Annotated in this window: 15 protein-coding genes; 14 read left to right on the top strand and 1 reads right to left on the bottom strand. The window is 37.1% G+C overall.

The genetic code is table 11. The features are described 5' to 3' along the window. The first annotated feature begins 38 nt into the window (after nt 1-38). From celB to QNH29_RS17915, 5 genes are all read left to right on the top strand, one after another. Nucleotides 39-1379, top strand: coding sequence for a PTS cellobiose transporter subunit IIC (gene celB / locus QNH29_RS17935; protein ID WP_283860736.1), 1341 nt, complete (start codon nt 39-41; stop codon nt 1377-1379). A 133-nt stretch (nt 1380-1512) separates the two neighbouring features. Beyond that, a complete protein-coding gene (locus QNH29_RS17930) occupies nt 1513-2049 on the top strand; it encodes an RDD family protein (RefSeq protein WP_283860735.1) in 537 nt (178 codons plus the stop codon). Between the two features lie 14 nt (nt 2050-2063). Further along, nucleotides 2064-2372 (top strand): PTS sugar transporter subunit IIB, encoded by a 309-nt coding sequence (locus QNH29_RS17925; protein ID WP_283860734.1) that lies wholly within the window; start codon nt 2064-2066, stop codon nt 2370-2372. A gap of 149 nt (nt 2373-2521) precedes the next feature. Continuing rightward, the gene (locus tag QNH29_RS17920; protein ID WP_283860733.1) at nt 2522-2833 is read left to right on the top strand and encodes a PTS lactose/cellobiose transporter subunit IIA; all 312 of its coding nucleotides are present in this window, start codon (nt 2522-2524) and stop codon (nt 2831-2833) included. After that, nucleotides 2833-4173, top strand: coding sequence for a 6-phospho-beta-glucosidase (locus tag QNH29_RS17915; RefSeq protein ID WP_283860732.1), 1341 nt, complete (start codon nt 2833-2835; stop codon nt 4171-4173). Before QNH29_RS17920 ends, QNH29_RS17915 begins: the two co-directional genes overlap by 1 nt. A gap of 478 nt (nt 4174-4651) precedes the next feature. Here the strand turns inward: QNH29_RS17915 and QNH29_RS17910 are convergent, their stop codons facing one another. Beyond that, entirely contained in the window at nt 4652-5437 is a 786-nt protein-coding gene (locus tag QNH29_RS17910) for an SDR family NAD(P)-dependent oxidoreductase (RefSeq protein ID WP_283860731.1), read from the bottom strand. 448 nt (nt 5438-5885) lie between these two features. Between QNH29_RS17910 and QNH29_RS17905 the strand changes: the two genes are divergently transcribed. The 9 genes from QNH29_RS17905 to QNH29_RS17865 all read left to right on the top strand — a co-directional run bounded on the left by QNH29_RS17905 (nt 5886) and on the right by QNH29_RS17865 (nt 21345). After that, nucleotides 5886-10547: a S8 family serine peptidase gene (locus QNH29_RS17905; RefSeq protein ID WP_283860730.1), complete on the top strand. Its 4662-nt coding sequence runs from the start codon at nt 5886-5888 to the stop codon at nt 10545-10547. 440 nt (nt 10548-10987) lie between these two features. Then, a complete protein-coding gene (locus QNH29_RS17900) occupies nt 10988-11719 on the top strand; it encodes a M15 family metallopeptidase (protein WP_283860729.1) in 732 nt (243 codons plus the stop codon). Between the two features lie 502 nt (nt 11720-12221). Further along, nucleotides 12222-12368, top strand: a complete 147-nt coding sequence (locus tag QNH29_RS17895) for a hypothetical protein (protein ID WP_283860728.1) — start codon at nt 12222-12224, stop codon at nt 12366-12368. A gap of 73 nt (nt 12369-12441) precedes the next feature. Then, nucleotides 12442-12780 carry a M15 family metallopeptidase gene (locus tag QNH29_RS17890; protein WP_349654911.1) on the top strand — a complete coding sequence of 113 codons (339 nt, stop codon included), beginning with the start codon at nt 12442-12444 and terminating at the stop codon, nt 12778-12780. A gap of 626 nt (nt 12781-13406) precedes the next feature. After that, nucleotides 13407-14108, top strand: a complete 702-nt coding sequence (locus QNH29_RS17885) for a protease inhibitor I9 family protein (protein WP_283860727.1) — start codon at nt 13407-13409, stop codon at nt 14106-14108. An 80-nt stretch (nt 14109-14188) separates the two neighbouring features. Then, entirely contained in the window at nt 14189-14335 is a 147-nt protein-coding gene (locus tag QNH29_RS17880; protein ID WP_283865673.1) for a S8 family serine peptidase, read from the top strand. Between the two features lie 49 nt (nt 14336-14384). Continuing rightward, nucleotides 14385-16583, top strand: a complete 2199-nt coding sequence (locus tag QNH29_RS17875) for a S8 family serine peptidase (protein WP_283860726.1) — start codon at nt 14385-14387, stop codon at nt 16581-16583. Beyond that, nucleotides 16567-16953, top strand: a complete 387-nt coding sequence (locus QNH29_RS17870) for a hypothetical protein (RefSeq protein ID WP_283860725.1) — start codon at nt 16567-16569, stop codon at nt 16951-16953. Before QNH29_RS17875 ends, QNH29_RS17870 begins: the two co-directional genes overlap by 17 nt. 864 nt (nt 16954-17817) lie before the next feature. After that, nucleotides 17818-21345: a S8 family serine peptidase gene (locus QNH29_RS17865; RefSeq protein ID WP_283860724.1), complete on the top strand. Its 3528-nt coding sequence runs from the start codon at nt 17818-17820 to the stop codon at nt 21343-21345. Nucleotides 21346-21453: the final 108 nt, after the last annotated feature.

The raw sequence follows: 21453 nt of genomic DNA, 5'->3' as shown, positions 1-21453 counted from the left end.
TTTACCAAGATCCTTATCCTTATAGGAGTGATAATTCAATGAAAAGTAATTTTTTTGAAGAGAAATTTTTACCGATCGCTTCGAAAATAGGTAATCAAAGACATTTGCTTGCCTTACGTGATGGTATTATGTTTGCAATGCCGCTAATGATAATTGGTTCGTTTTTCATTATCGTAGCTTGGTTAGAAGCAGAATGGTATCAAAACTTCATGGCAAAAACCTTTGGGGACAATTGGAATGCTTTTGGAGACATCGTTTATAACGGTACAATGGGTATCATCGCTTTAATTGCTGTGTTTGGTGTAGCGTACTCATTAGCAGGCAGTTATAAAGTCGATGGAAAGAATATTGATGGTGTTCCAGCTGGTGTTTTAGCATTAGCCGGATATTTAATTGTTAACATTATGAGCACTTTCACGGTTGATGAAGAAAGCATATCCGCTTGGTCACCTGATCTTTTTAGTGCACAGTATTTGTTTGTTGGATTAATTGTTGCCATTATTACTGCTGAAATTTATCGTTACTTCTTACAAAAGAAGATGATCATCACGTTACCAGATACTGTACCGCCAACGGTTTCACGTTCTTTTACAGCCCTTATTCCTGGTTTAGTTATTATTATTTTCTTCTTATTTGTTAGATTTGGATTTGCGCAAACTAGTTGGGAAACTTTCGCAACTTTTATCCAGGTCGTTGTCACACAACCATTTACAATTTTAGGTTCAACCTACATTGGTACGCTTATCGCAAGTTTAATGGAACACCTCCTATGGAGTTTTGGAATCCATGGTTCATCCATCATCACTTCTGTTATGGAACCTATTTGGATTACAAATGCAGATGCAAACTTAGCAGCAGTAAAAGAGGGTGCGGAGACACTGCCGCATATCATTACGTATACATTCTATGAGAATGGTATCTGGATGGGTGGATCAGGTGCTACTTTACCAGTTGCTATCTATATGATGTTTTTAGCAAAATCAAACCTTCTTAAGAAAGTTGGACGTTTGGCGATTGGACCTTCCATTTTTAATGTCAACGAACCAATTGTGTTTGGAGTTCCGGTTGTCTTAAACCCATTCTTAATGATTCCTTTCATGCTTGCACCAGTAGCAGTATTAACCGTTACTTATTTTGGTACGTCAATGGGTATTTTCCCACAAACGACTGGTACGATTATTCCGTGGACAACACCATATTTCATCAGTGGTTATCTTATGACTGGTGGTAAAATTATGGGTGTAGTCATGCAATTGGTTGCTTTTGCAGTTGCCTCTGCAATTTGGTTCCCATTCATTAAGATGTGGGATAAGAAAAACTTAGAAATGGAGAAAGCTGCTAATATTAAGATGTCGGATAAGAAAAACTTAGAAATGTAGAACTCTACTAATTAATTAAGGTGTGTCTTCTTTCGGGTGTCAATCTTTTCAAGTTTGACACCCGTCATACCCTTTGTTGATTAGGATAGATCCAAACGGAAGTCTTAATTTTTATAGGAGAATACCTACTACTATGGACATCAAAAAGAAAATATTTACTCCGTTACGTTTAAAAAGAATAGGTGCTTTTCTTATAGATGCGGTGATTATCTCAATCCTGCTTTCAATTGTTTATCGAGTAACAGGATTTGCAGACTTTCCTGGAGTCTTAACAATGATGATTGAAATTCAAAAAACAATGGGTGAAGCAGCAAGTCAGGATGCTACTGTAAAGGTAATGGCTCTTTTTAATGAAGCCTTTCTCCAATCGCTTCTTATCTGGTTTTGTTATGATGTCTTAACAACCTTATTATTAAGAGGATCTACAATTGGGAAGATCATCTTTCGATTGAAACTAACACACATCCATAACAAAAAAGGTAAGCTTGCTTATGTATTATTAGTGATTGTTAGAAGTTTCTTTAAATTTTTATCGATGTTTCTTTTTCAAGGCCTTCCATTTTTGATATCCGTTATAAGCATATTTGCGAATCCAAACTCATTAGCTGCACACGATCGTTTAGCTCGATTAGTCGTAGTCAATAAGAACGACGTTAAAAGCTTAGAATAGAAGGGGAAATCATAATGAATATTTTACTATGTTGTGCTGCCGGCATGTCTACAAGTCTTATCGTAACAAAAATGGAAAAAGTTGCTGCGTCAAAAGGGATTTCAGCACGCATTTGGGCAGTTTCTGAATCAGTTGTCCGCTCAGAAATCGACGATGCTGATGTGTTATTGTTAGGACCACAAGTACGTTTTATTTTGAACGAAATGAAAAACATCTGTGGTGAGAAAAACATTCCAGTTGAAGTTATTGATATGATGAATTATGGCATGTGTGATGGTGAAGCTATTCTCGAGCAGGCAATTAAACTAATAGAAAAAAAGTAGGATACAATTCTACACGTCTTTCTTCCTATATAATTTGAAGATTTTTATAGAATACAAGAATACCCAAAGGGTTATTAACCTGGAAAATTTACGGCCATTAGGTTTCAGAGTTTCAAAATTTCTCTTGAAAGAGAAAGGAGGTCAGTTTTATGGTAAAACATGAAACAGAAATTTTTACATTGATTTTGCATGGTGGAAATGGTCGAAGTGCAGCAATGGAAGCCATTCATGCCGCAAAAGAACGGAATATGGATTTAGCACGTGAGAAGTTAAAAGAAGCAAATGATGCTTTAAATGAGGCACATCATATTCAAACATCGCTCATTCAATCTGAGATAGGTGGAAATCCAACAGAAATTTCACTTTTAATGATTCATGCCCAAGATCACTTGATGAATGCGATGACCGTAAAAGACTTGGCAACAGAGTTCGTTGACATGTATGAAAGGGGCCTTAAGTAATGTCAAAGAAATTTAAAGTTGTGACAATTGGTGGAGGCTCTAGTTATACGCCGGAACTAGTTGAAGGCATTATTAAGCGTTATGAAAAAATACCAGTTACAGAACTTTGGCTTGTTGATATCGAAGCAGGTCGCGAAAAATTAGAAACTGTTGGAGCGCTAGCAAAGCGTATGGTAAAAAAAGCTGGTGTTCCAATAGAGATTCATCTTTCGTATGATCGTCGTGAAGCTTTGGTAGATGCCGATTTCGTTACTACACAACTTCGTGTTGGGCAATTGGCTGCACGTACACTTGATGAAAAAATTCCATTAAAACATGGTGTAATTGGTCAAGAAACCAATGGTGCAGGTGGTTTGTTTAAAGCGCTCCGTACGATTCCTGTTATATTGGATATTTGTAAGGAAGTTGAAGAGCTTTGTCCAAATGCATGGGTAATTAACTTTACAAACCCTGCAGGTATGGTGACAGAGGCAGCATTAAGATACTCAAATAATAAGAGATTTATTGGCCTTTGTAATATACCGATTGGAATGGAAATGGGTATTGCACAACTATTAAACGTGGATCACTCTCGTATTCGTATTGATTTTGCAGGTCTTAATCATATGGTTTTTGGATTAGATGTTTATCTAGATGGAGTAAGTGTAAAAGATAAAGTTCTTGAAATGATAATGGATCCTGCAAATGCAAGTTTTGTAAAAAATATTGACGCGGAGGAATGGGCACCTGAATTCCTAAAAGGTATCAATGTCATTCCATGCTCGTACCATCACTACTACTACAAAACATCTGAGATGCTGGCAAGGGAAATGAAAGAATTTGAGTCTAATGAAACAAGAGCAGAGGTCGTTCAACGGATTGAAGCATCACTATTTGAAAAATATAAAGATCAAACGCTGGATGTAAAACCACCTGAACTAGAAAAACGAGGAGGAGCATACTACTCTGATGCGGCTTGTCGTTTGATCTCATCTATTTACAATGATACGCGGGATATTCAACCATTAAATACAATGAATAAAGGGGCTATATCAGGCCTGCCATATAACGGTGCTGTTGAAGTTAGCTGTGTGATTACAAAGGATGGTCCAGTTCCATTAACGATGGGAGAATTGCCAGTTCCAGTTCGAGGATTGATACAAACGATTAAATCTTTTGAACAGATGGCAATTGAGGCTGCGGTAGAAGGAAGTCGTGAAAAAGCAATCGTTGCATTGACGATCAATCCGCTTGTTGCTAATGATAAAGTGGCTTTAGCTATAGTAGACGAAATGCTAGAGGCTCACAAAGAATATTTACCAAGGTTTTTTAAAATAGCAAACCCATTATCAGATATGTGAATTTCAAATTCTAGAAGACTTATGGACAATTAAAGTGCAACCACTGAGCATAAAGGGGCCTATTGAGATTGTTGTAGTTATTAGTGTTAATGAATGAGAAAGTAAGAGTTTTGATAAACAGCATGAACGCAACAAGAAAGCGCAGTCTCTCTTTCAATACTATATACAGTTTTTATACTATAGGCTCTACCCTGAAGACACCCTATATCGGTAAAAAAACAAAAAAGGGATTACTGGTTTACCGGGAGAGCCTTTTCTTTAAATAATCCATCAATTCAAATGTAATAATCCATAGAGATTATAAAAATCAATATTAATAAACAGAGGATTAGAAAGCCTCTGTTTTTATTTGCTAATTTATGTTCTAATTTTGGCAGGAATTATAAGATTAACTCACTTGCTAAATTAACACGCGTAACTTTCAAATCAAGAAAAATTAAGATTTCTATCAAATCGCAAACAAATGTTGGGTATAAATTTACTTAGCCCCAAGTCCGCCATCAATCCCCAATATATTTCCATTACAATAATCAGAAGATGCCGAAGCAAAGTAAATAACAGCTCCAGCTATATCATTATCCCCGCCTAATCTCCTTGAAGGAGTCTTAGAACCTTCCCCGCCCAATTTATTTGCAAGTGTACCTTCTACTTGTGGATCATTCATTCCAGTTGTCATAATTCCAGGTGCGATAGCATTCACAGTTAGTCCATGACGAGCCCACTTAACTGCAAGATCCTTCGTTAACGTGTTAACGGCACCTTTACTTGCTGCATATCCTACGGAGTCTACTACTTCTGGGTCGGTACCCCTAGTTGCAACTGTTGAAGAAATGTTAATGATTTTTCCGTATTTGTTTTCAATCATATGTCTTCCAACAGCCTGACACATTAAGAATGTACCTGTCAAATTTGTATCAATCATAACTTGCCATTCTTTAATAGGCATCTCCGTCGCTGGGATTTCATAAGCTACTCCGCTAGCGTTGACTAAAATTTCGATCTTGCCAAATTGAGAAATTACCTTCTTTATAGCTTGTCCAACAGATTCAGGATCTGTTACATCTAATGATAGGGCAAATGCTTGTCCTCCTAACGTTTCAATTTCTTTTACAACGTTCTCGCAAACTTCTAAACGACGTGAACCTACTACAACGTTAGCACCAGCTTTTGCAAGTGCAATTGCCATTTGACGGCCTAACCCGCTGCCGCCTCCAGAAACGATTGCTGTTTTTCCTGTTAAATCAAAAAATTGGTTCAATGACATGCTGCTTTCCTCCCGTATTGAAAATATTCGAAGATTTTAAATCTTAATATTATTTATCATACTCATAAATGATAATTAAATAAAATTAATGATTTTAATGTGTAAGTAAGTATTACTAATATTAAAAAAGGCTTCAAGAACAAATCCCCCTTAAGATAGTCTTGGAGAATGGTTAATTAATAATATTACAAAACAAGCTATAGGTTCTTATATTGTTTCCAATTAAATTATCTGGATTTCCCCAAGTTCTTTTTGCATAAAACATAAGCCATAACAATAAAAAGTTTAAAATTTATACATATTTAAGCGATAATGCGCCTCATTTTTTATTCGTTTTGTATCAAATTCCCCCAATTTACTAGAAAAAGTACCTAAAGTAAAATAAAAATAGTAAATTGTCGAAAAATTTTATAAAAAAAAACAATTTACATTTGGGAGGGGAATCGTTTTGGGTGAAAATAGGTTTAAAAAAATCCTTACTAAGACAACAATGGGGCTTTTATTGATGTCTTCTGTCGTACCTTATAATGTTTTGGCTGAAAGCCCAAGCCAAAGTATCATCCAAGGTACGCTTCAAAGTAGTTCATCTCAAACAGGGTCATTAAGTTTAACCCAAGCGCAGATCGAGGCTATGAACAAAATTTATACTGAGAATGAAATAACCATTTCTCCAAAAATTAACGTCACCAGCTCTGAGCTTGTACGCGTTATTGTGGAATTTAAACAAGCTCCAGCAGAAGTCTCAGTCATTCAGGAGCAAATATTCGGAAATGAGATTTCGTTATCAGACGCTACTAAAAAGGTAAAGGAAAGTCATAAAAAGTTTAAAGATTATGTTCAAACATTAGCTAAACAAAAAGAAGGAGTTAGTGCTGTAACTCCGTTTAATTCTACTAATCTATCAACTATTAAAATTACGAATGAATACAAACACGCGTTTAACGGGGTAGCGATGACACTCCTAGGAACCGATGTAGAAAAATTACTAGAGTCAGGCTTAGTAAGTCGAATTTTTGAAGATAAAGTAGTAAAAATTGATCCAATTGGTCCAGAAGGTTCAAATACTAATAGTTTAACAGCTGGTAATGGGCAATTGAAATCAAAGTCAGCGTCAATCAATCAACCAAGTGTGTCTGTGCAAAGCACTTCTACAAATACGTTGAAAGAGAATTCAATACCTCTTCCTGGTATTGAAGATTTGCATAATGACGGTGTAACTGGTGATGGAATTAAAGTCGGTGTCCTTGATACGGGTATTGATTATAATCATCCAGATTTAAAGAATGTATACAAAGGATATCGTAAAACTGAGGGAGAAGATCCAACGACAATCAATCAAACGACGGTAAAGGGTTGGGATTTTGTCGATAACGATGCTGATCCAATGGAAACGACATATGAAGATTGGGTGAATTCAGGAGAACCAAATTATGGTGATCACGCGTATTATACTTCTCATGGTACTCACGTATCAGGTACGATTGCAGCGCAAGGTGAAAATACGGTTGACAATCCAGCTTTAGGTGTAGCACCAGATGTTGATTTATATGGCTACCGTGTGTTAGGTCCATATGGACAGGGATATTCAAGCAGCATTATTGGTGGTATTGATAAAGCGGTACAGGATGGTATGGACGTTATTAACCTTTCATTAGGTGTTGCACTGAACGATCCGTTAATAGCAGAATCCGTTGCGATTAATAATGCTACACTTGCTGGTGTGACCTGTGTCATTTCTGCTGGAAACGCAGGTCCAGGTGAGAAAACGCTTGGTTCACCAGGGACGGCAGCACTAGGTATTACCGTTGGAGCAAGCGACTTTCCAATGGCGATTCCTACAGTATCGGCAACTGTTGGCAGTGAAACGTTCGACAATATGATGCTTTTAGGAAAAGATTTTAAGGATAACTTAGAAACGTTAACAAACAAATCGTATCCGATCGTCTTTGTTGGCTTAGGTGGAGAGAGCGATTATCAAGATGCGAATGGTCAACCGATCGATTTAACTGGAAAAGTAGCATTAATTGAGCGTGGTACGTACGCATTTACGGAGAAAGTTGCAAACGCTAAAAAGGCGGGAGCTGCAGCTGTAATTATTTATAACAATATCGATGGACAAATTGATAATTATTTAGCACAAAATACAAACTTTATTCCAGCGTTCCGTTTAACAAAAGCGGATGGAGAACGATTAAAAGCAGCAGCAGATTCCCAAATAACGTTTGGTAGTGTCGCTTCCGTTGTGACCGAAGGGAATCACCTTGCTAGTTTCAGCTCAAGAGGACCTGTTTCGAACAACTATGACATTAAACCAGATGTAGTAGGACCAGGTGTATCTGTCTATTCCACTTATCCGGAATACATTCATAGTCCAGAAGACGGAATCGATTATTCGACAGCCTATGCTCGTATTTCTGGTACGTCAATGGCATCGCCTCATGTAGCGGGTATTGCAGCTCTTATTTTACAAGCACATCCAGAATACACACCGTTTGACGTAAAAGCGGCGTTAATGAATACCGCAGATAAGTTATCTAGCGATTATTCTGTATACGAAGTAGGAGCAGGATTAGTTGATGTAAAAGAATCAGTTAAAGCTGATGTATCGATTAAAGTCATAGACCAAACAGAAAACCGTGAAAATAATGGTTCACTTGTCACAATTAACGAAGAAGCAGGATCGATTGCTTATGGCACGATCTACAGAAAAGAAGATGCGACAAATGAAGACAGTCGACAAATCGTTATTAAAAATAAAGGAACTCAGCAAAAAGATTTCGATATCAGTTACGTATATTCGAACCCGAAAAATGGTGTTCTTGATGCAGTAGCCAATAAGCTGGAAATGACAACATCTGCACAGTCGATTTCTGTTGCGGCTGGAGCGTCTGCTGATTTGACTGCGACGATTCGTGTGCCAGGAACGGCAGAAAAGGGTAGATACGAAGGCTATGTGAAAATTGTCAATCGTGCAAATCCACAAGAAAGCTATCGTGTACCATTTGCTGTTCGCGTCGTGGATAAGGGGATAGAGTCTATTGAAGTAGATATGCCAGCCATCAGCACGATGAATTGGACTCCTGGACATCCATTTATGGCAGGCCCTTTTAGATATATAAAGTTTAAATTAAATAGCCCAGTTAAGTCAGTTCGTGCGTATATTTATGACAAAGACGGCCGTCCACTCGGAAGCAATAGTTTCATGCCGGTAGATGCTTCAACAGCACCTATAGACAAAGATTTATTTTTAAATTTCACACCTTCTTACTATCCGTTTATTGGCGATCCAAAGGAAGAGAAGACGGATAAGAATACAATGGCAACATTACCAGAAGGTCAATATACATTGAAGTTTAGAGCAGTAGAGGCAGATGGCAAAACTTACGAGAAAGATCATATGATTGTAATTGACAATACATTGCCTAAACTGACATTCAAGGACAAACAACCAGGTAAAGTATATGAGCTAAAGGATTCAGACTTTACACAAGAGACGATGAATGGCAATGCGTACAATGCTTTCTGGATTCATGCGAATTTGTCTGATGAAGGAACGGCTCAATTTGGGTCACAATCTGATAATACTCTTTGGTATTATTACAATCAGAAGTTTTTCCCGGATGGAGATTTCCCAGTAGAAGAGAACGGGGACGTGAAATTTGGAATTGAAAAATCGGATATAGAAAATGGACCAGCAACCATGATCTTATTCCCTATGGATAAGGCAACAAACGGCCATTTATTAAATGATTTTTATCCTTATGCCTTTGTGAAAGAAGGTACGCCTTATGTTGTGCCAACTTATGACAAAGAAAAAGTGTATAAAAACGATACATTAACGATGACGTTAAGCTTGAACAATGTTGAAAAGCTGATGTCAGGAACGTACGACGTTGGATTCTATAAGAACTTTGAATTTTTAGATGTAAAAGTAAATAAAGAGTTCCAATCATATGCAGACGAACACGGTCTGACCGTATCAGTTGACGCACCAGTCGTGAAAGAACATCCAATTTATACTTGGAGTAAAAACACTGTTAATGTAGGAGCTCATATTAGTGGACAAGGATTCGAAGGTTTTAGTGGAGACACTGCATTCCTTGATGTAACGTTCAAGCTTGTAGATGATCATTTCTACATTCTTGCGGATACAATGGACGGTGAAGAAAATACGAAACCATTTAGTTACACGAAGTTTGGCGAAAATACGCCAACGACAATCACATCGTTTAACCAAATTGACAGCTACAAAATTATCCCTAAGCATTCCTATGTAGATTCATATATGCGCCTTGAAGCATTCGCTGGTCAATGGGGTAAAGATTTAACAAAAATTGGAGCAGAAGTATACGCGCAAGATTCAAATGGAGTGAAATACCCAGGTACCATTGATCTTCCGCAAGGGTATTTCAGTGTAAAGAATCTTCCGCTATCAAAGGATCCATATGATATTGTGGTCGAAGCTCCTGGACATCTAAAGAGCATCCAAAAAGTGAATCCAGGAACTAAAACGACTTGGGGCGAGGAAATTGGTTCGTATGCTGCTGTTTTAGGTTTTCAGCCTAGAGCTGCTGCAGGTGATGTGAATGGTGATGGTGTTATTGATGTCCTTGACGTGAAGCATGTAGCAGATAAATTCGGTCAGCAGGATAATGTGACGTTCAAAATAGAAGATTTAAACCAAGACGGCATTGTCAATGCAACTGATATGAATTTCCTTGTAAAGAATTTATACAAATCAAACCCAGATGCGACCGTTAAACCAAAAGAAAAAGTTGACGGTAAATACGCTACAGATTTCTTCAATATGTTAGGAATTGCAACTCCAATTATCACATTGAAAAATCAGTCAAAGTCTAATCATACGGCTGCACTTAGCTGGCTAGCTGCTGTCAATGCAACTGATGTGAAAGTTGAGCAATCAATCGATAATGGAGCTACATGGAGTCCTGCAAAAACAGAACAGCAGGTTACCGTTGACTCACACCAAGCGGTTGTGACTGGATTAACGGCTAATACTTCCTACCAGTTTAGAATAAAAGTAACAGGTGGTTTGAACGCAGGTATTTCAAACGTTATTAATATAAATGTAAAACGTAATAGTAAGTAATAAACAAGGGAACGCCATAATCCAAGCATTTACAATGAATTGCTTTAATAGTAAAGACCGCATTCAGTTATGAAGTATGCGGTCTTTTTTTTAATGATATTTTGAGAAGGAAAAAACAATAAGACTTTTGGATAAATTTTACTTCACTGATACTAACGGTGAGTTGAATTCAAGAAGTTAAGGCTGCTACTGTAGCTTTTTCTATTTGATAAAGGGACAGGTTAAAATAATTAATAGTTTAATAGTAGCAAAGTGGACAAGGTTTCTTGATGGTAAAGTTGACTTCGCAAGCTTTAAAAGATCGGTAATTTTAAGCCTTACTTCATAACATGTTAAGTGTTCTGGAGTTCATTAAATCAAGTCACCATGATAAAATTCACCTGTTAATTTAAAATTCAAATGAATTTATGTATACAGTTTTAATAATGGATGTGCTCAAATTGGATAAATTATTAATCAGGGACTGCATCATTATATTTGCAGTGCTATTAACTAGTTTTACAGATATTTTTCGAGATACAAAAATCAAACCTGAATCAACACCGTCCGTACATGCAAAACAGAATAATGGCAGTATCCATGTTGACACCAACCCAGAGAGCATTTCTGTTCTCGTAAATAACCTACATAAGCTGCCAGAAAATTATTCACCATCAGAGCTTATTTATGCGGATATTCCATTTGTTTTTCAAGAGAAAACTGAAAAGCAAAAAATGCGTAAAGAGGCAGCGGAAGCGATTAATCAATTATTTACTGAGGCAAGAACACAAGGTATTTACTTATTAGGTGTTTCGGGTTATCGATCACATTCAACTCAAACTGTATTATTTAACAATTATGTAAGTAAAGATGGGTATGACAAAGCAAGAACGTACAGTGCTTTGCCAGGCACGAGTGAACATGAAACCGGTCTTGCAATTGATGTTACCGGAGGAGATGGTAGGTGCCCTGCAGAAGACTGCTTCGGAGAAACAAAAGAGGCCATTTGGCTAGAGGAGCATGCAGCAGAATACGGCTTTATTATTCGATATCCAAAGGGAAAAGAAGCTATAACTGGTTATAAATACGAGCCTTGGCACCTTCGGTTTGTTGGAAAATCTATCGCTCTTAAAATTATGAAAAAAAGAATTACACTGGAAGAATATTTTCATGCAGAACCAGTTAATAAGTAACAAAAAGCGTCAATTTCCTTCAGGAACTTGACGCTTTTTGATGTTATGTTTACCTTTTATTTCCCAGCAGAAGAACAAGTAACGAATAGGGGGCAAGAGTTAATAACACAGCCTTCGTCGAGACAAAAGAAATTCCCCAAAATGTAATCGACATCGTCCAAATAGCGAAGCTGTTAACCTCGAATTATCAAGAGTCATAACAGAGATTCCTTTCCGGAAAATATTAATATTCAATATTATGCTTTGTTCTTCGATTATCTCAGTTTCGTATTCAAAATATAAGAGATACTTAACATTTAGTTAAGAAATCCAAGATTTCTTAATCATGTTGAAAATTGTAGAATTATTGCAGAGGCTTTATTGTAAAATCGTATTTTAATATTTTTGTTAATAATTTGTAGGTGTTTTCAATAGTTTATAAGACTATTTAATAACAGCAACATAGGAGTAGACCATTTAAAAAGGCATTACACAATTTTTGTCATAGGGAGTGTGGTCATAAATGGGGCTATTGTTAGTAATTTTTGAAGGCCAAGAATATATTATTCTGCATCAATATGCATGTGGTTACTGTGAAATAAGGAAAGAAGATAGTTACAATCAAGAAGTTAAACTAGTTCACTTCTCTGAATTAAAACTGAAGAATTAAGTTAACTTAAAAATAGCATTTCTATTCTCCATTAAATTAACTATTTTATAAATAGAATTTGAATGAAATTTGAATCTATACAGGACGTGCTCTACCAGGCACGAGTGAACATGAAACCGGTCTTGCAATTGATGCTACCGGAGGAGATGGTAGGTGCCCTGCAGAAGACTGCTTTGGAGAAACAAAAAAGTCCATTTGGCTAGAAGAGCATGCAACAGAATATGGCTTTATTATTCGATATCCAAAGGGCAAAGAAGCTATTACTGGTTATAAATACGAGCCTTGGCATCTTCGGTTTGTTGGCAAATCTATCGCACTTGAAATTATGAAAAAGGAATTACACTTTAAGAATAATTTAATCCAGAACCAGTTAATAAATAACAAAAAGCGTCAATTTCCTTTAGGAGCTTGACGCTTTTTGATGTTGAATTTAAATACCTAGTGATTATCTAGAAAAGCAAAGTACATAAACATCATTGTAATAATAGCTAATAAAAGGAATAACAAGAAAAAGGATATTTAAGTCTTTTTTATTATGGGAACACAGATGTCCTAAACCTACTTGTCGTTTTTTATCGTTTCTTTTGTTAGCCGATCAATCATCAAGCCTTTTTGCTACCTCTTTCCTAGGTCTTTAGTGTTGTTTTCTAAAATCATTCTTTGAAAAAATCATAAAAATCAAAAAATACCCATATATTCCCCCAACTTCAAGAATATAATGACTGCCTAACATAATATATTCGACAATATTTTATTTTATCTTCCCTCGAAAATAACCTAAAATTCTTTTTTTAATAGAGTTGAAATGACAAATCCTTTTATAAAATTTCAAAAAATAAGGCTATAGTACTAGTTGAAATTCCCCCAATTTACGATTTTTTAAGGCATAGGTACAATTTGATTAGTATTTATTCCACTCACTATTGGTTAAGAAATAGTTAAATTAAAAGGTATTTAATAACTATTATTCTATTAATCATAAGTGATTTAAGTAAATTTAGAAGTTTTTTAATTTAATATAAAAAAGGAGCGGCATCTATGAATAAGGGAAAAATAAAGGCATTTAAAGTTATGACCACAGCAGCTTTAACATCATTGATTTTTTCATCATTTACAGCTTTTGCTGACAACAACGACATTTTATCCCAAACAGAATCGGCAGATGATATCGTAGAACAAGGAGCTCCACTTTTAGTCAAGAATAATATCGAAACTGATCAAGATGACTCGATCTATAAAGACATTAAAAATGAAGCTCCAACAAAAGAATATAAACCAGATGAACTTGTTCGTTTCATTGTCCAATTGGAGCAGCAGGCTGAAAACGAGGAAACGGTACAAAATAAAAGAACTCTATTTAAAGAAAAGCAAGACAAAGTTATAGACCCAATCTCAAAACAAAATAATTCTAAATCGAATGCTCATATCAAAGTGAAGCATCGGTTTTTTGAAGGATTCAATGGATTCAGTGTAGAAACAGAGTTTCAAAATTTAAAAGAGATCCAATCTATCCCAGGGGTTACTTATGTTCATGTTGCTAGAACCTTCGAGGAAAATATGGCAGCAAGTAAAGAATTAGTACAAGCCCAAAAGGTATGGGAGCAATATGGGTATAAAGGTGAAGGTTTATTAGTAGCGGTCGTAGATTCCGGGATTGATTATACCCATAAAGATATGACACTATCTGATGCTGCAAAAGCAAAAGAAAAATGGACTCAAGAAAGTATTACTAAAAATTAGCAGAGACAGATGTAAATGAAACTTGGTATTCTGATAAAGTTCCAACAGGCTATGACTGGGCAGACAACGATACAAATGTCATTCCTACTGGATCAAAAGGTAACCCGCATGGTACACACGTGGCCGGAACAATTGGAGCAAATGGAGACGAAACAAAGGGTGGAGTCGCTGGTATCGCACCTGGTGTTCAGCTATTAGCTGAGAAAGTATTCTCAGATAAATGCTAGCGGAGCCCAAGAGGATGATATTATTGCTGGTATTGAGCATGCTGTCACAATGGGTGCAGATGTTATCAACATGAGCTTAGGTTCTGACGCAGGCTATGTAGATGAAGAGTATGATCCGGTTCAAAAAGCAATCCGAGTTGCGACTGAACACGGGACACTTGTTGTTGCAGCAGCCGGAAATTCAGGCTACAGTACGAAGAATACTATTTCTGTCCCATCTTTAAGGCCATTTGCAGAAGATCCTGATATTGGAACAGTTGGTGCACCGGGTGTTAGTTCATATGCATTATCGGTTGCTTCCTATGAAAATACAAAAATGCATATGCATTCATTAGCAGATGACAGTGGTCAATCACTTCCTTTCAAAGATCAAACGCAATTTCCAGCAACATATAATTTTAAAGTATCTAAAAATCTCGTACAGGATACCAGCTATGATATGGTGTACGTAAACGAAGGAAAGCTTGCTTCAGATTATCCTAAAGGAAAAACAGGCTACATTGCTGTCGTAAAGTTATTAAATCAATACTCATCTTATTATAGCATTCAAATGACAGCGAGGAGTGCTGGAGCAAAGGCGATCATTATGATTCCACCTGCAGATTTGCCAGATTATCCTACTCTACAGGTATCGCCAGTATATACACCAACTGCTACAACAAGTAAAACGATAGGTGAAGCATTACTGAATAAAATGAGTAATCTGCCGAGTGGTCAATATTTAAGTATGAAATTTAATGGTGATGCTTGGGTAGACAACCAAGCAAAAGACATGATGTCCCATTTTTCATCGATGGGTACCCCATCTACATTAGATTTTAAACCGGAAATGTCTGCTCCTGGTGGAAATATTTATTCTACAATACCAGGTAATAATTACGAAGTGATGAGCGGTACATCTATGGCAACTCCTCATGTTGCAGGTGGATCTGCCTTATTATTACAGGCACTTTATCAAAAGGGATTAGACCATTCAAAAGATACGGTTTTAAAAGCAAAACTGGCTTTAATGAATACAGCTAATGTGGTTATGGATCCTAGAACAAACAGTGAAGTTCCATATTCACCACGTATTCTAGGGTCTGGCTTAATGAAAATTCAAAATGCTATTGATACACCAGTTATTGTCACACGAAGAGATACACCTTTAGAAGCAGCTGGAGCCGTGGCTTTAAAGGAAATTGGTCAAACTACAAGCTTTAAATTAAATATGGAAGCATTCGAATCTCCTAAAGGTATTAATAATAGTGCTGACATTGAATACAATGTCTATGTAGATTTATTGAAAGATAGAACCGAAACGAAGGAATTTGATTTAGATGCTGATGGACAATTAGATTCAAAAGAGTATTTAACTCTAACAAGCGAACGTATTCATGGTGCAACAGTTACTGTGAATGATCAAATCGTAACAGAAAGCACAGGAGCATTAGTGAAAATCAAGCCAGGTCAAAACAAAATGCTGACTGTTCATGTATCATTACCAGATTCCTTAACGAAAAATAGTTTTGTAGAAGGATTTGTTCGTCTCGTTCCAGTTGCGAAGGATCAAGATAAAGCTGTCCCTCTTTCCATTCCTTATATGGGGTTCTATGGAAAATGGGATGAACTAAGAAATATCGACGCTCCAGCTTGGGAAAAAGATGCTTTTGTAGGATATACGGCCCTTTGGGATGATCATGAAGAAAATAGTACTCCAATGGGATTCGATGGAAAAAGGTTTCATATTAATCGTATTGCCTTTTCGCCAAACTATTTGAACACAACAGGTATCTATGGTACATTCCAAGCCTTACGTAATTTAGAAAAAGTTGAATCTTATATTGAAGATCCATCTGGAAATCTCATAGAATATTTAGGCGACTTTAGTGAAAATACTGGAAATGGACAACCAAGGAAGATTAGAAAAAATATTATGGCATTTGGGAATATTAAACATAAAGGATATACATGGGATATGAAAGACCCATCCGGACAATATGTTCCAGACGGAGTATACCAATATGTGCTTAAAACAACATTGGATTATCCAAACGCAAGACCACAGATAGTTAAAATGCCAATAACAGTTGATTCCGTCGCTCCAAAAGTTTCAGATATTCAAGTAACGCCAACGAATGGTAAATATAAAATTACCTTTAATGCGAATGATAATGCAAGTGACTTTCATTCTGCTATTGTTTTTGTAAATGGACAATCATATTCATTGCCTTATGAGACTACTTCTCTACTTGTCAATACAGCCTAAAGGAATTGTCATTTTAGCGATTGATTTTGCAGGAAATGTATCTTGGACTACTTGGGGAGATCAAAGCTATAATAAATGGAGTATGGCGATGCAAACGTGGAGTGTAACTCCGTCTACTGGTATTAACCAAACCAAACCAGCAAAAATTACTGCTTGGGGCCATACCCGATTAGACTGGACAATTACTGTAAAAAATGCAAGTGGTCAAATTGTAAGTTCATGGACAGTGAAGAATGAACATACATTAAGAGAACAATGGACACCTGATTCAAATCTTCCAAATGGCACGTATACAATCACACTAGATCTCGTGACAAAAGACGGTTTTAAAGTAACATCACTGCCAAAAACAGTAACAGTTGTACAATAATCAATATTTGTATTATGTACCTTCCAAGGACAAGATTTGTCTTCGAAAAGTTTGAAAGAATGTTTAATTTCTTTCCTTATTTTTAATAAAAACAAAAGGGCTCTAGTGAAAACTGGAGCCCTTTTGTTTTATAGGCAAATTCAAAAAAACGACTTAATCAGTTATACACCATATGAATCCGGATCAACAATAATTGGTTCTGCGGTAGTAAATGGATTAGTAGTTGAAGCTATTAAAATTATGATTGAAAATAATTTTTACTCCACCGATTTTTAAAAGTGGAAATGCGGACGATTCTACGAGAACATAATCGTAAAATATATAAATAAATATAAAGGTAGGATCCCTTTATTAGGAGGGTAAGAATTTCTTTTGACAGGTGATTAATCACTTGTCGATTTTTTTCATTTCATTTTTAAACCTATCGTGTATCTGATCTTTTTCGTATTATTTTTTAAGTCTTTAGTACTGTTTTTGGAAAATGATTTTTTGTAAAATGGCAAAATTCGAATAATTATGATATATTCCCCCAATTTTAAGATTACAACGCCTACTTAATATAATAATTTCGACAAACTACTATTTCGTCCTTCCCTAAAATATCCTAGAATTCTTTTTTAATAGAGTTTATATGACAAATCCTAAATTAAAATCCTTAAAAAAGGACTTTTGTATTAGTTGAATTTCCCCCAATGTACGGTTTTATAAGATGTAAGTAAAATTTGAATTGTATTTATTTGGACTCACTTTGGTTAATAGATTGTTAAATTAAAATGGCAATTAATAGCTATTAATCTATTAATCTTAGGTGAATAAATGTAAATATTGAAGTTCTTATTTTATATAAAAAAGAGGAGAGACATTATGAAAAATGGAAAATTGAAAGCGAATAAAGTCATGACCACAGCTGCCTTAACATCATTGATTTTTACGTCGTTACCGGTCGCGGCAGACAACAATGCGCAACCAGAAACCATCAATGAAATCCTGGAACAGAATCAGATTGTAGGCGTGAATAAGAATTACGAAGGAAATGATTTAGAGAATTCGATGTATCAGGAGGGTGGAAAGAAGGAAATAAAAGCCTTCCAGCCAACTGAAAAGGTTCGTTTAATCGTCGAAGTGGAACAACCATCAGAAAGTGAAGTAGCCTCTAAAAATAAAAAAGATTCCTATAAAGAAAAGCAAGATAGCGTCATCCATCAGCTATCCAATGTTCAAAAAGGGAAAAATGCGCCGATCCAAGTCAAACACCGCTATTTTGAAGGGTTTAACGGAATCAGCGTGGAAACCGAGTACCAAAACGTGAAAGACATCAAGTCCCTTCCTGGCGTCAAACATGTTCACATTGCCAGAACTTTCGAGGAAAACATGGCGGCAAGTAAAGAGTTAGTACAAGCCCAAAAGGTGTGGGAGCAATATGGCTATAAAGGTGAAGGAATGGTTGTTGCCATCGTCGATAGCGGTATTGACTACAATCATAAAGATTTTACGCTATCCAATGACGCAAAAACAAAAGAAAAGTGGACACAAGAAAAAATGAACAACAAAATGGCCGAAACCGAAGTGGGCGAAGTGTGGTATTCCGATAAAGTGCCAACCGGCTACGACTGGGCGGACAATGATACCAATGTCATTCCTTCTGGGGCAAAAGGAAATCCACATGGAACGCACGTAGCAGGAACCGTAGGGGCAAACGGCGATGAAACAAAAGATGGCGTCGCTGGGATTGCACCTGGGGTTCAGCTATTAGCGGAGAAAGTATTTTCAGACTTCAGCAGCGGTGCAATGGAAGATGATATCATCGCTGGGATTGAGCACGCGGTCACGATGGGAGCAGATGTCATCAACATGAGTTTGGGTGTCGACGCAGGCTACGTCGATGAAAGTTTTGACCCGATTCAAAAAGCCATCCGCGTCGCAACGGAAAAAGGGTCAATGGTCGTTGTCGCGGCTGGAAATTCATCTTACAGCACAAAAAATAATGTGATCAGTTCATCTTTACAACCGTATGCGGACAATCCGGATATCGGAACCGTTGGAGCGCCTGGTATCAGCCCATTTGCCTTATCGGTTGCTTCCTATGAAAATACGAAGTACCGTGTAAACGGATTAACAGACGAATCCGGTATTACCCTTCCATTTAAGGATTTTACAGGGTATGGTCCAGCTTTTAAGGTTTCCAAAAATCTATCTTCCACCGAAGAGTATGAAATGGTGTTTGTCGGTGAAGGGAAAAACAAAGCGGATTATCCTGTAGGAAAAACAGGTTATATTGCGGTTGCGAAAATGTTAAATTCCTATTCGCTTTATTCACAAAACAGCACAGCCAAAGCGGCTGGAGCGAAAGCACTTATCGTGATACCTGCTGATTTTATTCCAGATTATCAAACCTTCCAATTTTCAGCAGCCGGTGTACCATCAGCAACGACAAGTAAGGTTATCGGTGCCACCCTTGTGGACAAGCTAAAGAGCGGACAGAGTGTGAAGATGAAGTTTACAGGCGGCCTGTGGGTGGATAATCCAGCGAAAGACAACATGTCTCACTTCTCATCGTACGGTGCACCGAGCACACTCGATTTCAAACCAGAAATTTCAGGACCGGGCGGAAATATCTATTCCACGATGCCAGGAAATGAATATGAAGTGATGAGTGGAACGTCGATGGCAACCCCTCATGTAGCGGGTGGTTCTGCCCTATTATTACAATCTCTTTACAAAAAAGGACTTTCTCATTCGCAGGAAACCGTATTAAAAGCGAAAATCGCGCTAATGAATACGGCGAATGTCATTATGGATCCAAGAACAAGCGGAACGGTTCCCTATACACCGCGTTTACAAGGTTCTGGGCATATGAAGATTCAGAACGCCATTCAAACACCTGTGATTGTCACACGAAAAGGGACGTCACTAGAACAAGCAGGTGCGGTATCCTTAAAAGAAATCGGAAAAGAAACACAATTCCAATTGGAAATGGAAGCATTCGATCTCCCTAAGGGTGAAAGCAATAATGGAAAGTCTGAGTTTGAGTACAAAGTATTCGTGGATGTCTTAAAGGATCAGACGCAAACGAAGGAATTTGATTTTGATATGGATGGAAACCTTGACCAAAAAGAGTATTTAACGTTAAAGAGCGAGCGAATTGAAGGGGCGAAAGTGACAGTTAATGAACAAAGTGTCACCGACCAAGATGGAACGTTAATCAAAATCAAACCAGGGCAAAAGAAAAACGTAACCGTCAACATTACGCTTCCAGAAGGTTTGAATAAAAATCAATTTGTGGAAGGATTTGTCCGCATTGTACCGGTTGGAACGAACGAAGGCAAAGCGGTTCCATTAACAGTTCCATATATGGGCTTCTACGGTAAGTGGGATGAATTACGCAACATTGATGCTCCGGCATGGGAAAAGGGTCGTTTCTTAGGCTATACCGCTCTTTGGGATGACACAAGTGAAAGATACCCAATGGGGTTTGACCCCTATACACAAAGATTCCATCTGAATCGTATTGCCTTCTCTCGTAACTATCAAGTGAGTGGTATTTATGCGACGTTTTCGGCCTTACGAAACATCGATCATGCAGAAGCCTATATTGAGGATGCATCTGGAAATAAAGTGTATGAACTAGGTGAGTTTACGGAAATCGACGGAAATCCATATAAGTTCAGAAAAAACATCATGGCCTACGGAAATAATGCGTACAGCGCTTATTTATGGGATATGATGGATGAAGAAGGAAAATATGTAAAAGACGGTGTCTACAATTACGTTCTTAAAACAACGCTTGCATATCCAAATGCAAAGCCGCAAATTGTCAAAATGCCAATTACGGTGGATACCGTAGCTCCAGTTCTTTCAAACATTCAAGTGACGCCAAAGAACGGAAAATGGGAAATTACGTTTGATGCGACAGACAATGCGAGCGATTTCAACTCGGCTGTTCTTTACGTCAATGGGGTATACACGTATTTACCGCTTGGAGCCAAATCCGTCACGGTCACAAAAGAACCAAAAGGGATCGTTGCCCTAGCGGTCGATTATGCTGGAAATATGTCTTGGAAAACATGGGGTGATAACCAAGGCTACACCTATGAGGGAGCGGTTGTTCAAACGATCAGCGTTTCTCCATCTTCAAATGTGAACCAAGCGAAGCCAGCGAAAATTTCAGCATGGGCTCACAACCGAGTGGATTGGACATTAAAGGTGAAAGATGTAAATGGAAACGTGATTGATTCGTGGGAAGTAAAGGACGAACATTCCCTAAAAACCGAATGGAAGCCTAAAACAACTGTACCAAATGGTACGTATTTTATCACAGCCGATGTGGTCACAAAAGACGGATTTACATTAACTACTAAACCAAAACAAGTAACAGTTCTTCAACAACCTTAGAAATCTATTGATTTATTTAAAAGCTATCAATCCTATTTATATTAGGAATTTGATAGCTTTTTAATTTGGTGAATTTTTAAGTTACTGGATTTATAGGGAATTCACTTT

Source organism: Neobacillus sp. DY30, from assembly GCF_030123065.1.
Taxonomy (GTDB): Bacteria; Bacillota; Bacilli; order Bacillales; family Cytobacillaceae; genus Neobacillus.
This window is presented reverse-complemented; position numbering and strand designations above follow the sequence as displayed.